Raw genomic sequence first — 15,462 nt, 5'->3', positions numbered from 1 at the left:
TTTAAAAAGAAACCATTACGCCTGAATTGATCAATCTTGCTTGTGGGTAATAATGCCCAATAGCATTGGTCGATTCCGGATCATAAACTTTCATTCCACTCCAAGTCAACAAGTTCTGTCCACTTACAAATACCCTTAGGCTGCTCACGCCGAATTTCTTCGTCCAGTCTGTTGGTGCGTTATAACCTAATTCCACGTTTTTCAAACGAAGGTAATCGGTGTTTCGCATCCAATAGGTATTGTTGTAGGAGAAGTATTGATCGCTACGGTCTGTAATACGTGGATGTTCACTGCTTGGGTTATCAATAGACCAACGGTTTTCATAGAAATCGATCAGGTAGTTACCGATAGCTCCTGACTCATCCGTACCGATACGGGTCTCTGCTCCCATGGCTCCTTGTAATAAAACAGATAGATCAAAGTTCTTATAGGTAAATCCTAGGTTCAAACCACCTTGGAATGTTGGAACATTGTTCTTATCACGACGTACACGGTCATCCGGAGTAATTTTGCCATCTCCATCATAATCCTGGTATTTCATATCTCCTGGACGTAGATTTCCTGTGATATCGCTATAATCGATTTTGTTCGCATCAATCTCTGCCTGATCTTTGAATACGCCGTCATAGATATAGTACATACCTGCGTTGATCGCTCTTCCTGTACTTTTTTGCCATTCTGGTGCGCCTGGTGCTTCATCCCAGAAAATGATCTTGTTCTTCGCATATCCTCCGTTTACTGAAGCACTGAATCCTAATTCACCGAAAGTCTCACGGTATCCGATATTCAAGTCAAAACCTGAGTTATCTACCTTACCAATGTTCTCTACCGGTAATGTCATCCCTGTACTTTGTGGAATAGATGCGTTTCTTCTCCAAAGGATACTTTCACGGCTGTTTTTGAATAAGTCAAATTCAGCATTGAATTTTCCACCCAAGAATTGGAGGTCAAAACCTAAGTTGTAGTTGTTGGCTACCTCCCATGTGATGAACATATTCGGAACGCGACTTTCTCTTAGGGATTTTACGATCTCATTATTGATAATGTAAGAGTTGAAACCATAGGTATTGAAGTATTGATATTCTTGTAATGCACCTTCAAAATAGATATTATCGTTACCCATCTGTCCATAGGATGCACGGATTTTAAAATAATTTACAAAAGGCACATTCTCTTTCCAGAAATTCTCTTCGGAAACCATCCAGCCTAACATCGCTCCTGGGAAGAAACCATAACGGGTATCTGTAGGGAACATGTAAGAACCGTCCACACGCCACAATAATTCAGCGATGTATTTGTTCTTATAGTTGTAGTTTAACCTACCGAAATAGTTCAAACGAGCTCTTTCCCAAGCACTACCATTGTTATCCTTTTCAGCATCACCACCAGCGAATAGATAGTCGATATTATTAGAGATAAAGTATCTTCTAAACGCCGAGAAATTGTCGTTACGGATGGTTTCGCGGTTTACCCCAGCCAAGATATTAAAGATATGGTCACCAATGGTTTTATCATAGGATGCCACAGCACCTAATAAAACGTTCATTTGATCTTCATTACTTTGGTTTAATCTAGGCTCTGCAGGACCTCTTTTTCCAGCTACCAATTTTGGTGTTGTTCCATCGGCTTCGTAGTCACCTTGCCAGGTATATAAGAACCATGGAATCTCCCATCTTTTGGTTCCTCTTACATATTTATCCACGGCAGCAGTACCGGTCACTTTCAGACCTTCCACACCAGGGATCTTGATCTCGATCTGTCCATTGGTTTGGAAATAATAGCGCTTATCGCGGTCGTAACCTGTTGCATCCGTAGAAATAACCACTGGGTTTTCCCCGTATTCAATATCAGGCCCCGGCATTCCATTTGGCCAGTAAGCTGGCATGGTCGGGTTACCACGCATCAGCATACGGAAAATGGTTCCTGCACCCTTGGTTGGGAAGTTCCTATTTTCCTGTCTACCCAATACTCCAAATTGTGTTTTGATGTATTTGTTGATATTCGCATCCAAGTTCACACGGATATCATATTGTTTATATCCGGTTGCTGAATTCTTGTAATATCCATCTTGGTTTAGATATCCCAATGACATTAAATAACGAAGGTCTTCAGTACCACCTTCCAATTGCACATTGTGCTTGGCTTGTGGAGACCAGTTCTTTAATGCTTCCCCGTACCAATCGGTATTAGGGTGCCCCCAAGGATCAGATCCATCAGCAAATAGTTTCTTATCCTCTGGATCAAACGGCGCCGTTATCGAATTACCATTCGGTCGCTTATAGGATCCTGCTGAATTAAAGGCATCCAATGCTGCCCCCCACTCTGCCACTGGGAGTTTATAGATCTCCAGTTCATTTCTCATTTCCGCATATTGGCTAGCATCAGCCAATTTTGGAACGACTGTAGGTTGGGAAAAACCTTGGTTAAAGGTATAAGAAAGCAATGGCTTGCCGGTCTTACCACGTTTTGTCGTTACCAAGATTACACCGTTTGCCGCACGAGCACCATAGATAGCTGCCGACGCATCCTTCAGCACCGAGATATTCTCGATATCTGCAGGGTTCAATCGATCAATACCACCAGCACGTGCAGGGATACCATCGATTACGATCAATGGTCCTGAATCTCCCAAGGTGTTTGTACCACGAATACGGATGTTGGAACCATCATAACCAGGTTCACCACTTCCGTTCGTCGCTACCACACCGGGAACACGACCTGCCATCGCATTGGATAGGTTGATTGCAGGAGATTTTTTCAGCTCATCCCCTTTTACAGCGGACACCGCTCCTGTAACGGTTTCTTTCTTTTGTGTACCATAACCTACGACTACGACCTCATCGATATTATCGGATGTAGGCGAAAGATCTACGTTGATGGTGGATTGATTGGAGACCGAGACTTCTTTTTTCTCTAATCCCACTGAAGTAAATACCAAGGTTGCTGACCCAGGCACACCTTCCAAAGAATAATTTCCATTTTCATCGGTTGTTGTGGCTTGGTTAGTTCCTTTAATACTTACAGTTACTCCGGCCAAGGGTTGGCCTGTCGAGATATCTTTCACTGTTCCTCTTACAGTTACTTGATTTTGCCAATGCTCTGCAAAATGAGTTGCATGCACTGCAGAATGGGAAAATGCGGACACGGAGGCAATACTGCAAAGCATTGTGATTCCTCCAACCCGAAGCATTTTTAACCCACCCTTTCCATTGAAAAGATGGCGGCGTTTAACCATAGAATTAAGGCGTTTAAGTTATTATAGATTTATGTTTAGTAATCCTAAGATAGTCAAAAGGAAAATAGCTACAAACCTTTTAACCAATAAACCACTAAGAATTTCAGGGAATTTTTCGTTTGTTAAGAATTAACTGTTTAACAAACATTTAACAAATAGTTGCTTTTCAATAAATTAAAAATTATTAAACCCTCAATAAAAATTTGACAATATTTTGTAACAATGGATAACAACCAACGAATCGTCCTGTTAATTACAAACCAAACCCTGAATTGCAGTTAATTTGTTCCTAAACGAAATAATAAGAAATAAACAAAAAGTTAATATAAAATTATAGGTAAATCATTGATTTTGAACGCTTTTAATATTATCTTGAAAGCAATAATTTAAATAATTAATTATTAACATGAAAACCATCCTCACATTATTAATCTTTTTCAATAGCTTTCTATGGACAGCTATGTATTCCATTAAAACGCAAATCATGAGCAGTGAATGGGCCTTACTATTAGCCTTGCTCATCACCTCGCTATTCCACCTCTATCTCTATAAGGAAAGGTTTAAAAGAGCAGCTCGATATTAGTCTGACCCAAGAAACAAAATCCATTATTTCCGAAGGCAAAATTTCCTTTTTTTTGTCTATAAAAATGTTGGAATTTATTCGGGTCTGATTCGAGACTCATTCGAGACATGTTCGGGAAATCGCTTAAATTTTCTCTGAAATTATGCTGGGATTTTTCTGTGTTTCTTTTGTGTTTTCTTGGCCTTTATTTTTCTGCAAATGCAGAATGCCCCAAGTTCAATTGGGATATAGCTTGAGGCATATTGGGAATTTTGAAAACAAGATCAAAATAAGGTCAATGTTAAAGTCTGTATTTAAATAAAAACCTTTTTGTGTCAACCCGAGGGAACCCTCAAGGAATTAGGCACTAATCACAATCATTTAAAATGGTTTGCTCATCTTGCGATGACGAGGAAATGGGACGATTTTGGTAGGGGCGAATCGCATTCGCCCGCCTCTTACAAACCTGAAATAATTTCACCCATTTGGGTGAATAAAAACTTTCTCCACACCTTTAAATCGACAAAAATAATTTGCTCATCTTACGGTTCGCAATAACAATCGCTCTAAGTATAAAAACAAAGATAGATTCTTCGCTGCGCTCTGAATCCCTCCCAAGCAACTTTCTAATTCTGAACGGATAGTGAAGAATCTGTATGGTCCTCCCCCCTTGATCGTGTCATTCTCCATCGAAGATGGAGGACCTGCACGCCAATACAATTATTGTTTGTATAGTTCCGAGAAACTTCGTGCCTCAGTTTGACACTAAGAAAGGATGGGTATTTACGCTATACATCCCCATCGGGGATGAATTATTTTAGAAATGTTATCGAACGATATAGGGCTAATGCAAAAACGCTGTTCGATTAATCGAACAGCGTTTTTGCGCGACATCTAGGCCAACGTGCCATATCTGCTAAAATAATGGACCCCCCAATGGGGTTCTATATCCCTTATTTCAACACTTCATTTAAAAACATCAGCGTATGGTTCCAGGCGCGTTTTGCCATCGTTGGATTATAGTCCGGTGATTCAGGATTCGTAAAGGTATGTTTAGAATTAGCGTAGGTGATGATCTGCCAATCAGCTTTCCCTTCATTCAATTCCTTGACCAAGCTTTCATAATGCTCAGGCTTGACACCAGCATCATCCGCAGGGTGTTCGACCAATACCTTGGCTTTGATTTCGCCATTGGGACGGTCGGCCGCTTTTGCCAGTCCACCATGAATACAGACCACGGCTTCTACTGGCAAACCTCCCCTAGCAGTTTCTAAGGCTCCGGTACCACCAAAACAATAACCTATGACAGCGACTTTGGTTGCTCCAGCTTTCTTTAGTTCGTCTATGCCAGCTTGTATTCTTTTTTGATAGGCTTGGTAATCATTTTTATACTGGGAGGACAATTTTGAAGATGCAGCATTATCCTTTGGTGTATTGCCGACTCCATAGATATCAGCAATAAAGGCTATATAACCTTCTTTTTCAAGGGCTATAGCGGCATCTTTTGCTTCCTGATCAATGCCCTTCCATGCTGGAAGAATGAGAACTCCTGGTAGATTTTTACCTGCATTACTGCTGACCATACCTTTTAAGGCTTGGTTACCTTCTTTATAGTCCACTTCTTTGAGCTCTTGGCCAAATGCAGCGTTGCTCAACAGCAGACTTAATAAAATTATAAAAGATTGGTTTTTCATAATTTATAGATTTAATTTATGATTCTAAATTTCCATGCTCTTTGATGAACGGGATAATACTCATGACATCCATTGTAGCAAAGCCAGCATCCTTGGCTCCTTGATAGGTTTTAAGGACGTCTTGGGTCAATGGGTAATCCGCACCAGCATCTACCGCCAATTTTACATCTTTCAGCATAAGGTCTACCGAAAAGGCAGCCGGGAATTCATTCTTGATGATAGAAGCGGTTTTCACTTTAGATGCACCACTACCACTTGCGCTTTCATTGATAATGCTCATCATATCTTCCCGGGTGATCCCAAGTTTTTCTGCAAACAGGACAGTCTCTGCCATACCTTGATATAAAATGGATAGGTAATAATTGATACAGAGCTTGGCAGATACTCCCTTTCCATTTTTACCCATATATTTTACTTCCTTACCCATCAATTCCAGATAAGGCATAACGCGCTGTTTGTCCTCTTCCTCAGCACCGACCATAAAAATCAAGGTACCTTCTTTGGCGGGTTGGGTACTACCTGCTACCGGCGCATCGATAAACCTGGCACCTTTAGCTTTCGTAATTTCCGAGATGGTCTTGGAAGCATCTTGGGAAATGGTACTCATATCCACAAACAACTTCCCTTTTATATCCATGCTCAATATCGTCTCGTAGACGGCATGCACGGCATCATCATTGGTCAGCATAGTGAATATGATATCGCAGTTTTTTACGAGGGTTCCGATATCATTGCAAGGGCTGCTTTTTTCAGCAAAATCTTGCATTTTCTCTGGAGTCCTGTTGTATACATAGAGGTCTAATCCAGCTTTTTCTAAATTCTTTGCCATTGGCTTCCCCATATTTCCCAAACCGATGAAGCCGATTTTATCTTTTTTATCCATGCTGCAATTTAAGCATTTGGTACTGGAGCGTGTTCAGAAATAATCTTTTCATGTTTTAGCTCTTCCCAGAACGCACTTGGTATTTTCACCTCGAAGGAAGCAGCGTTTTGCTTGGCTTGTTCGGCGGAACTAGCCCCTGGAATTACGGAAGAAACTACCTCTGGTGCTGCTGAAAACTGTAAGGCAGCAGTCCTTAGATCAACTTGATGGTTATCGGCAACCTGTTGGAGCTGCTTCAATTTTTCAGCCGCAAATTCCGGGATCTTGGAACCATATAGGTATCGAGGCTTCCCTGCTAAGAAACCAGCACAAAGGGGGGCACCCACCACGATGGACAATCCCTTTTCTGCAATTTTTGGAAAAACCTGATTCAAGTCGTCTTCATAATGGATCAGCGAGTATTGACAAGCCGACAGGAAAATATCGGGATCTGCAACTTCCATTGTTTTTAAGATAGGTTCAATGGTATTGACACCCAAGCCCCAAGCCTTGATAATTCCTTCCTCACGCATCTTGGTCAATTCCTTAAAGGCCCCATTCTTTGCCGTTTCAAAATAAGAGATCCAATCCTTGCCCATATCGCCATTATCGGGTGATAGATCATGCACAAACACAATATCCATTGATCCAATACCGAGTCTTTGTAAACTATCTTCAACCGAGCGCCTAGCTCCATCAGCCGAATAATCGTATTTATAAGAGGCATTCATCTGCCCCTTCCACATTAAGCCTTCCTGCTTGTAATTATCGTGCGGCACCAAAATCCTTCCTATCTTGCTGGATATGCTGTATTCCTCTTTATTTTTCTCCTTCAGGTACAGACCCATTCTCCGTTCACTGATCCCCAAACCGTACCATGGGGAAGTATCGAAATACCTGACCCCAGCATTCCATGCTGCATCCATTGCCTCGTGGCATGCTAAATCTGTATTATGGTTAAAGCCATTTCCTAATGCTACACCGCCAAAACCACTAAGGGTCTTTGGACGAAATCTTCCTGATTGATTGTTATTTTCCATTAAATTTACTTTGCTTGTTGGTCTATTTCCTGCATAGGATTTCCAGCCTAGGGAAAGACTGCCTCCTAATACTAAACCTTGGTTGATAAAATCTCTTCTATTCATTCATTGATTATTTAAAGATTTATTGAAACCCTCTATTATCTGAACAGATAAAATTTGTATTTGTTGTATCAAAACAAAAAAAGCCTATCATTAAGATAGACTTATTTCTTGTATTTATCGTGCAACCCTTTTCCTTCAAGGATCATCGGTTTTATTTTTTCAACCCGACTGAGCTTGGTTTTCTCTTGTTTGGCCTCGTCAATGTATTCGATATATTCTTTCTTCTTTCCTGGCGTCAGTTTTTCAAATGCTTCCTGGAATACTTTATCCTTTGCGAGTTCTTCCTTTAAAAAACCTTCCACCTGTTTAGGAGCGGAACGCTCAGGTTTGATTTCCTTTCCATCCTTGATGGTCTGCACGGACTCTTCGATATAGGCTAGGATTTTCTTTTCATCCATATCTTTGATATCCGTAAAACGCCATTGCCTTAATGATTTTGTCTTTCCTTCAGATGCAGTCACTAAAACCTGTTCTTTATCTTCAAGGAAGACTCCATTGTAGAACCATAAGGAAAAGAAATCCTTGAATCCACCCCATCCAATAACATTCTTTCCTTGGTAAGTATAGACATCAGAACCCCATTTGATTTCTCGCTTGAGTGCTGTTTTATTTTTTAAAACTATTTGGTTCATGAGTTCCTGACAATCATTCCACTTTTCATTTTTGGTTTCCCAACTGGGATAGGTTCTTTCCTTTAATTTCTCGGCGTTGAATTGGACGATATCCGAGATCAGTTTCTCGGGTAGGGATTGATTCAAAGGAATTTGAATGGCACCCTTTGAAGTTTTATAAGGTTTAAGGGCTTCCGCAAAGTGCTCAATGGCCTCGGGACCAGGATATAGGCCAAGGTGATTTTTGAACATGGCAAAATGAATCAAATTACCATTATAGCGGTAAGTCGGCATCTTGTAATTAATAGTTTCCTTAGATTCTTTTGGAGCTGCCTTTTTGATGATTGTCCGAACATCTTTCAATGTCTTTTGGGCTTCCCCATCAAAGCCGGCAATATACTCATCGATATTGGTAAAAGTTGACATAGGTACGTTCGCTTAAGGTTTCATAAAATCAAAAGCACCTTTTCTCAGGTTGATTCCGTATTCAAGATAGGCTTTCATGCAAGCTAGGAAATTAGCCCAGCCTTCCGTTTGCCCAATCGCTTGCTTGATACCTTCCTCGGATGGCGGCATATAGCTTTCCTTGATCCTGACCACCGTAAAATTATCATGGTATGGCTCTAAAAAGATCTCGACGACCATTCCTTCTTCACCCCCACTCCAATCAAAGGAGATATAATCGTATGGACGGATAAATTTACCGGTAACAGGAAAGATATCTTCAAATTCTGGGAATTTCCATTCTACTGTTACCCCATCCTCTAACCTTCCACTGGATCGTTCAATAAAATAATTGCTCATTTTTTCAGGATCGACGATAGCTTCAAAAACTTCTTCTATCGGCTTTAAAATTTGTATCGATGCCCTCGCACTTAGGTTTTCATTCATAGCTTTTGTTTGTTCGTGTAAAACTCATTCGGACATTTTAGATCCATTTAGGTACATCAGCTAAAAAACCAATGAACCTAGACGTGTTGACGTCCTCAATTAATAATCTAATTTAATATTTAATTTATCTCAGAAAAGATATTATTTATAATTCCATCTATAAGAAGAGAATAAAACAGAAAAGATGATTACATTGTTTTACCATTAGCAATTACTATTTCAACCATTAAAGCAGTATTAATTTAGTATGACGGATAAGATCATTCAGCATCAAGACATCAGTTTATTTACCCAATCATTTGGAAACAGAAGTCATCCAGCCGTAGTACTGATTGCGGGAGCAACAGTTTCTATGTTGTTTTGGGATAGCGAATTTTGCCAAAAGTTGGCTGATAAGGGTTTGTTTGTAATTCGATATGATTTTAGGGATACCGGTCAGTCCACTTCAGTTCCTGAAGGTGAAGCAAACTATGATATAGTTGATTTTACCGAAGATTTGCTGGCTATTATTGATGCTTATAAAATTCCGGCTGCGCATTTGGTCGGTATATCCTTGGGTGGTATGATAGCTCAGATTGCAGCGATCAAATACCCTGAGCGGGTAAAATCATTGTGCTTATTCAGTACCATGCCATGGGGAGATTCTGATATTCCAGTACCTGAAATGGATCCTCAGATATTGGATTTCCATGCTAAAGCTGCGGATATTGATTGGGAGAATGAAGACAAAGTCATCCATTATCTCCTTGAAGGTTCCCATCTGATGAGTGGTTTAAAATCATTGAATGTATTGCGAGCTGAAAATTACCTGCGTGAGTCCTATCGCAGGGCAAATAATTTCAGGAGCCAATTCAATCATGCCAGCATTGCCGGAGGTATGGATTATTACAATCAATTGGATAAGATAAAGGGGCCAGTACTGGTGATCCACGGCACAGAGGATAAGATTTGCCATTTTCAGAATGCCATTTCGCTCATGCAAAAAATAAGGGCTCAAAATCTGGTTGTACTCGAAGGTACGGGCCATGAATTGCATGAGGATGATTGGCCTTTGATCATCAGCTCGATCTCAAATTTAGTGAAGACTGCATCCCAATAAAATATTTCTTGCCATAGGGCAAGTTGCTATAAATTATTTACCCTTAAATTCGACTATCACAAGAATATACTATTATGGAAAAGAAAAGAATTCATATCGACACCTTAATTGACGCACCGATCAAGACTGTTTGGGATGCCTACAATAATCCCGAAGATATTAAACAATGGAACCATGCATCGGAGGATTGGCATTGCCCTTCCTCAGAGAATGACTTACGGGTTGGTGGAAAGTTCAAGAATAAAATGGCGGCCAAGGATGGCAGTTTTGAATTTGACTTTGAAGGCACCTATACGGAGGTTACCCCGATGAACAGCATATCTTATGTATTGGGCGATAATCGTGAGACGGACATCAAATTTAAGGATGAAAATGGAAAGACCGCAGTCAGCATTGATTTTGACATGGAGGATTCCAACCCTGAGGATATGCAAAGAGATGGTTGGCAGGCAATCTTGGATAATTTTAAAAAACACGTAGAAAACTAAAAATTAACAATATAGAACAAGATGTCAGAACAGAAATATAAAGCAGGCCAGATTGTTTGGGCAGATTTGACAACCAACCAAGCGGATTCCTTGAAGGAATTCTATAAAGATGTCATAGGTTGGCAGGAATACCCTGTAGCCATGAAAGATGGCGAGGAATCCTATAACGATTATGCGATGCTCTATGATGAAAAGAACCCGGCCGGTGGCATCTGCAACCAACGCGGTATCAATGCGAGCATACCGCCGCAATGGATCATGTACGTTTGTGTGGATGATGTAGCTGCTACCTTGGAAAAGGCCATTGCTCGGGGTGGGAAGCTAGTCCATGAAAACAAGAAAGCTGATGGCACTTATAATTATGTAATCATTCAGGATCCAGCTGGTGCAGTTTTTGGATTCGGTAAATTCCAATAAAATGAATACGATATATTTTAGCGAGCAGATTAATGCAGACGCAAAAACTGTGCATTCCAAAATGCTAGAAAGAGATAGCTATAGGGAATGGACCAAACCCTTCAGCCCTACCTCGGATGTAAAAGGGAATTGGGAAGAAAATTCGAAAATAAGGTTTCTATCTTTGGATCAGAACGGAAATGAAGCTGGAATGGTTTCAGTGATCGACAAGAATATCCCGGGAGAAATCGTGATCATTAGACATCTAGGGATGTTTGACCAAAGTGGCGAAAAATATGAGGGTCCAGGAATCGACAATTGGAAAAACGCTTTGGAGATCTATAGGTTCAAAGAAGAAAATGGAAAGACAAATGTACTTTGCTCTTTGGAAATTTCCGATGAGGATGATCTACACATGTTTGATGAAACCTGGCCCGAAGCCTTAAAAAAATTAAAAGAAATCTGTGAGCGATAATTATGGCTAAAGTCAAAACGCAATTTACGGCAGATGATGTCTATGCATACATCGATGATTTAGACAATGATCAAAAGAAAAAAGACTCTTTAGCGCTTATTGAGCTGATGGAAGAAGCTACTGGAGAACCAGCAAAAATGTTTGGCCCAAGTATCATTGGTTTTGGTCAATACCATTATAAATACGCAACGGGGCATCAAGGTGATGCCCCGTTGTTGGGTTTTTCACCTAGGAAAGCTGCCATCTCCCTCTATGTATTTACTGGCTGCGAGGAGCATAAACATCTCTTGGAAGGTTTCGGTAAATTCAAAATGGGAAAAGCCTGTATCTACATCAAAAAGCTGGATGATATAAACTTGGATGTTTTAAAAAACATCATGCAAGAGTCTATTGCTTTTATTTCAGATAAATACGAAAGAATCATTCCCGAAAAATAAATTTGATGAAATCAGTTGACAAACTGTTGTCACTATTGGACTCTAACTTTATGCTGTAATCCAAAGAAAGCTTCATGAAAACACATAGTACGAATTATTACAATACCTTGATCACAGTAGCTGAGGATTGTAAATCTTTAAAAGGAGAAATGCCTCCTGTAAAGATCGACAAATTAACTGTGGCAAATCTGCAATTTGATAGGTTGATGAAGGAACCGGCTCAAGTTAACTCGGATGATTTGATCTTTGACATCCATGCCCAAAGGAAAGAATTATTGGAAGGAGAGTTAGCGGAAGAGCGGGAAAAATTCTATTCGAAAGGACAAGCTTGTTTAAGGACTTCTCCCCTAGCAAAAACTTATGGTTGGGGTATTTATTATGATGCCGAGGGAAAGATACGTTTGATCGACAGTGCAACTGAGGAATACCAAAAGATGTTGAAGGATGATTCCATTAAGAAGCTTCCAGCTATGCGTTCTTCTAAAAAATAACTGAAATATTCATTACTTGTCTTATGGCAAGTGGATTCCATGGATAGCGCTGTAACTTAGATTTACTATTTGAAGAAAAACAAAACATATATGCTATGGAAAAGAAATTTCAACATCAGATCAAGGAGAACGAAGTAATCATCACACGGACATTTGAGGCTAATAAAGAACAAGTATGGAACGCATTTACCGACTCTAACATCCTAGATGAATGGTGGGCTCCAAAACCTTGGAAATGCAATACAAAGTCACAGGATTTTTCAGTTGGTGGAAGATGGCTATATAATATGACTGGCCCAAATGGAGAAATCCACTGGTCATTCATGGATTACAAAGAAATAGACCCACAAAATTATTATTTAGGTGTAGACGGTTTCTGTGATGAAAGTGGAAACCCCAGTAAGGATATTCCAAGTTCAACTTGGAGGAATGACTTTTCATTTAAAGATGGCGAATGTACAGTTACTTCTTCTTGTACGTACGATTCGGCAGAGACTTTAAAATCTTACCTGGACATGGGCTTTTTAGAAGGCTATGAAATGGGCCTGAACAATTTGGAAGCATTGCTGAAAAAGCAATAATCTTATTAAGAATAAGACACATTAATTAAATATAAACCAGAAAAATTAAAACATTATGGCAAAGGTTCATGCTTATCTAAACTTTAACGGTGATTGTAAACAAGCTTTTGATTTTTATCAAAAGGTGTTTAAAACAGAGGCTCAAGGGACATATTTATTTGGTGATATGCCTGCAGATCCAAACTTCCCACCATTACCGGAGGATGCCAAAGGAAAGGTTATGCATACTTCGCTACGCATTAATCCTGACACCATGCTGATGGGTTCGGATGTAGTAGAAGGTTTTGGACATAAACTGACCAATGGGAACTCTATTTATATCATGTTGGATGTAGCTTCTGCCGATGAAGCCAAAGATCTTTTCGATTCGCTTTCTGCAGGGGCAAAACTAATCGAAATGCCTTTGGAAGAAACTTTTTTTGCTGAACTGTATTCTTCTTTCCAAGATCAATTTGGTATCAATTGGATGATCCATTTTGAAGGAAACAAGAAAATGGGTTAAGAGATTTGATCACTAACAATTAACCAATCAGTAACACATTCAAAAAATGTGTTACTGATTTTAAGGAATTCATTTTATTGCATTGGATCGTATGGGAAAAATTACCCTAAAAGCTAGCAACAATATTGCATTAAAGATTCCACAAGAATTATTTGAAGAGACCTTACATTTCTATCGGGACATTCTCTTGATGGATATGGAAGAAATCCAAGTAAATGGTCCTCAGGTTATCCGATCAGCTAAGATTTCATTTGGTTCCATCTGCCTTTGGCTAGATGCTGTACCGGCTAGAAAAGAACCGAGAATACTATTAGAACTGAGTACGGACCAACTCCAGAAAGCTAGAGCATACTTTAAGGCCAATGATATTGCTTTTGTCAATCCTGAAGAAGAAGGCCTTGAAAATGTAGATTGGATTAAGGATCCTGCTGGAAATATCCTTCATCTATCTGCTGATAATGAAGATTAGAAGAGATATTTCTAATAAAAATCACGCACTATGAGAAAATTAATCGTACAAGAATATATTTCTGTGGACGGATTTGCTGCCGACCGGGAAAAGACAACCAGTTTCTTTGATGGTACGCGCATGCATATCGGGAAAGAAGTGGATGAGTATATGGTAGATTTCATCAAAACGATTGACAGCATCCTGTTAGGCAGGAAAACCTATGAAATGTTCCTGGATTTTTGGCCTAATGTGGACCCAATACAAGAACCTGTCGCGCCAGGATTGAACAGCACGGATAAATTTATCTTCTCTAACACATTGGAAACTGTTTCTTGGGGTGATTGGGATTCTGCAACATTGGTGAATGAAAACTATGTTGATTTTATCAATGGCCTGAAAGCAAAACCAGGGAAGAACATTGTTGTCTGGGGAAGCCTAAGTTTAACGAAATCCTTATTTGAAGCTAAGCTAGTAGATGAATTGCATCTGATGGTTTGTCCAGTTGCTATCGGCAAAGGCTACCATTTTTTATCCGAGCAGGAAGAGCTTTTAAAGTTAAAATTAATATCGAACAATACCTTTCCATCCTCTGTTGTAAACTCAATATATCAAGTTTTGCATTAGTTACGGAATCCATTAAAATAGCGAAATCATGTCCTTTATCGAAGAAATCATACTCCTAACTCAATTAAACGATATTATAAACTATAAAATAATGGCAAACAAGATAATACCTTCACTTTGGTTTGATAGTCAAGCCAAAGAAGCATTTGATTTTTATACCGATGTATTTCCAAATAGTTCAATCATAAAGGACAATGGCGTGGTGGTTGAGGTCAATATCATGGGCTTAAACTTTATAGGGATCAATGGCGGTCCAATTTTCAAACCTACTCCTGCCATTTCCTTTATGCCGGTTTTTGAAAGTAAAGAGGAAATTGACCAAGTATGGAACAAATTATTAGATGGTGGCCAAATTTTAATGCCTTTGCAGCAATATCCGTTCTCTGAACATTATGGTTGGATTGCGGATAAATATGGATACAACTGGCAGCTATACTATGGGAAACTGGAAAATGTAAATCAGCAAGCCATAGTACCGACCTTGATGTATTGTGGGGAGCAACAGGGAAAATGTAAGGAGGCATTGAAATTCTACGAGGATCTATTCCCTGACTTTGAATTACAAGGTGTCATGGAATATCCTGAAGGCCCCATAAAAGGTCAGGTTCAGCACACCCAATTCAAAGCCAATGGAGTGACCTTAGCAGCAATGGACTCAGGTGTACCTCAGCCATTTACTTTTAATGAAGCCACCTCGATGACCATTCTTTGCAAAGACCAGGAAGAAATTGACTATTACTGGAATAAAATCACTGAAGTTGGTGAAGAAAGCATGTGTGGCTGGTGTAAGGATCAGTTTGGGGTGAGTTGGCAAGTGATTCCAAAGGACATCAATAAATTGCTTCAAAATCAGAATGCAGGTCCTGCATTAATGAAAATGAAAAAAATTGAGATATCTTCGTTAGTAAATGCTTAACA

Annotated in this window: 18 protein-coding genes; 12 read left to right on the top strand and 6 right to left on the bottom strand. The window is 39.7% G+C overall.

The features are described from left to right. Position 1: 1 nt before the first annotated feature. Positions 2 to 3,235, bottom strand: a complete 3,234-nt coding sequence (locus CKW03_RS09370) for a SusC/RagA family TonB-linked outer membrane protein (protein WP_236736451.1) — start codon at positions 3,233 to 3,235, stop codon at positions 2 to 4. A 406-nt stretch (positions 3,236 to 3,641) separates the two neighbouring features. On the opposite strand from CKW03_RS09370, the gene CKW03_RS20365 reads away from it, so the two are divergent. After that, positions 3,642 to 3,818, top strand: a complete 177-nt coding sequence (locus CKW03_RS20365) for a hypothetical protein (protein ID WP_157739463.1) — start codon at positions 3,642 to 3,644, stop codon at positions 3,816 to 3,818. Between the two features lie 932 nt (positions 3,819 to 4,750). Here CKW03_RS20365 and CKW03_RS09365 read toward each other — a convergent pair. The 5 genes from CKW03_RS09365 to CKW03_RS09340 all read right to left on the bottom strand — a co-directional run bounded on the left by CKW03_RS09365 (position 4,751) and on the right by CKW03_RS09340 (position 9,000). Continuing rightward, on the bottom strand, positions 4,751 to 5,491 hold the full coding sequence (locus CKW03_RS09365; RefSeq protein WP_093096095.1) for a dienelactone hydrolase family protein: 741 nt from the start codon (positions 5,489 to 5,491) through the stop codon (positions 4,751 to 4,753). A 16-nt stretch (positions 5,492 to 5,507) separates the two neighbouring features. Beyond that, positions 5,508 to 6,374, bottom strand: coding sequence for an NAD(P)-dependent oxidoreductase (locus tag CKW03_RS09360; protein ID WP_093096093.1), 867 nt, complete (start codon positions 6,372 to 6,374; stop codon positions 5,508 to 5,510). 8 nt (positions 6,375 to 6,382) lie between these two features. Beyond that, complete coding sequence (locus tag CKW03_RS09355) at positions 6,383 to 7,498, bottom strand: aldo/keto reductase (RefSeq protein WP_197701001.1); 1,116 nt, start codon at positions 7,496 to 7,498, stop codon at positions 6,383 to 6,385. 101 nt (positions 7,499 to 7,599) lie between these two features. Further along, positions 7,600 to 8,535 carry a DUF1801 domain-containing protein gene (locus CKW03_RS20640; protein ID WP_197701000.1) on the bottom strand — a complete coding sequence of 312 codons (936 nt, stop codon included), beginning with the start codon at positions 8,533 to 8,535 and terminating at the stop codon, positions 7,600 to 7,602. Positions 8,536 to 8,547: 12 nt separating this feature from the next. Then, complete coding sequence (locus CKW03_RS09340; RefSeq protein WP_093096090.1) at positions 8,548 to 9,000, bottom strand: SRPBCC domain-containing protein; 453 nt, start codon at positions 8,998 to 9,000, stop codon at positions 8,548 to 8,550. A gap of 247 nt (positions 9,001 to 9,247) precedes the next feature. Here CKW03_RS09340 and CKW03_RS09335 point away from each other — a divergent pair, with 247 nt between their 5' ends. The 11 genes from CKW03_RS09335 (at position 9,248) to CKW03_RS09285 (ending at position 15,460) form a co-directional block, all read left to right on the top strand. Then, positions 9,248 to 10,099 (top strand): alpha/beta fold hydrolase, encoded by an 852-nt coding sequence (locus CKW03_RS09335; protein ID WP_093096087.1) that lies wholly within the window; start codon positions 9,248 to 9,250, stop codon positions 10,097 to 10,099. Positions 10,100 to 10,173: 74 nt separating this feature from the next. Further along, positions 10,174 to 10,587 (top strand): SRPBCC family protein, encoded by a 414-nt coding sequence (locus CKW03_RS09330; protein ID WP_093096085.1) that lies wholly within the window; start codon positions 10,174 to 10,176, stop codon positions 10,585 to 10,587. Positions 10,588 to 10,608: 21 nt separating this feature from the next. Then, a complete protein-coding gene (locus tag CKW03_RS09325; protein ID WP_093096082.1) occupies positions 10,609 to 11,004 on the top strand; it encodes a VOC family protein in 396 nt (131 codons plus the stop codon). A 1-nt stretch (position 11,005) separates the two neighbouring features. After that, the gene (locus CKW03_RS09320) at positions 11,006 to 11,458 is read left to right on the top strand and encodes an SRPBCC family protein (RefSeq protein ID WP_093096079.1); all 453 of its coding nucleotides are present in this window, start codon (positions 11,006 to 11,008) and stop codon (positions 11,456 to 11,458) included. Positions 11,459 to 11,460: 2 nt separating this feature from the next. Further along, the gene (locus CKW03_RS09315; RefSeq protein WP_093096077.1) at positions 11,461 to 11,895 is read left to right on the top strand and encodes a DUF1801 domain-containing protein; all 435 of its coding nucleotides are present in this window, start codon (positions 11,461 to 11,463) and stop codon (positions 11,893 to 11,895) included. A gap of 74 nt (positions 11,896 to 11,969) precedes the next feature. Next, positions 11,970 to 12,386, top strand: a complete 417-nt coding sequence (locus tag CKW03_RS09310) for a DUF6157 family protein (RefSeq protein ID WP_093096075.1) — start codon at positions 11,970 to 11,972, stop codon at positions 12,384 to 12,386. 95 nt (positions 12,387 to 12,481) lie between these two features. Beyond that, on the top strand, positions 12,482 to 12,967 hold the full coding sequence (locus CKW03_RS09305; RefSeq protein WP_093096072.1) for an SRPBCC family protein: 486 nt from the start codon (positions 12,482 to 12,484) through the stop codon (positions 12,965 to 12,967). Positions 12,968 to 13,022: 55 nt separating this feature from the next. Further along, a complete protein-coding gene (locus CKW03_RS09300; protein WP_093096070.1) occupies positions 13,023 to 13,469 on the top strand; it encodes a VOC family protein in 447 nt (148 codons plus the stop codon). Positions 13,470 to 13,560: 91 nt separating this feature from the next. Continuing rightward, positions 13,561 to 13,938, top strand: coding sequence for a VOC family protein (locus CKW03_RS09295; RefSeq protein ID WP_093096067.1), 378 nt, complete (start codon positions 13,561 to 13,563; stop codon positions 13,936 to 13,938). A gap of 30 nt (positions 13,939 to 13,968) precedes the next feature. After that, positions 13,969 to 14,544 carry a dihydrofolate reductase family protein gene (locus CKW03_RS09290; protein ID WP_093096064.1) on the top strand — a complete coding sequence of 192 codons (576 nt, stop codon included), beginning with the start codon at positions 13,969 to 13,971 and terminating at the stop codon, positions 14,542 to 14,544. A 91-nt stretch (positions 14,545 to 14,635) separates the two neighbouring features. Next, positions 14,636 to 15,460: a VOC family protein gene (locus CKW03_RS09285; protein ID WP_169918992.1), complete on the top strand. Its 825-nt coding sequence runs from the start codon at positions 14,636 to 14,638 to the stop codon at positions 15,458 to 15,460. The last annotated feature ends 2 nt before the right edge of the window (positions 15,461 to 15,462 follow it).

It is taken from the genome of Sphingobacterium mizutaii (assembly GCF_900187125.1).
Classification (GTDB): Bacteria; Bacteroidota; Bacteroidia; order Sphingobacteriales; family Sphingobacteriaceae; genus Sphingobacterium; species Sphingobacterium mizutaii.
This window is presented reverse-complemented; position numbering and strand designations above follow the sequence as displayed.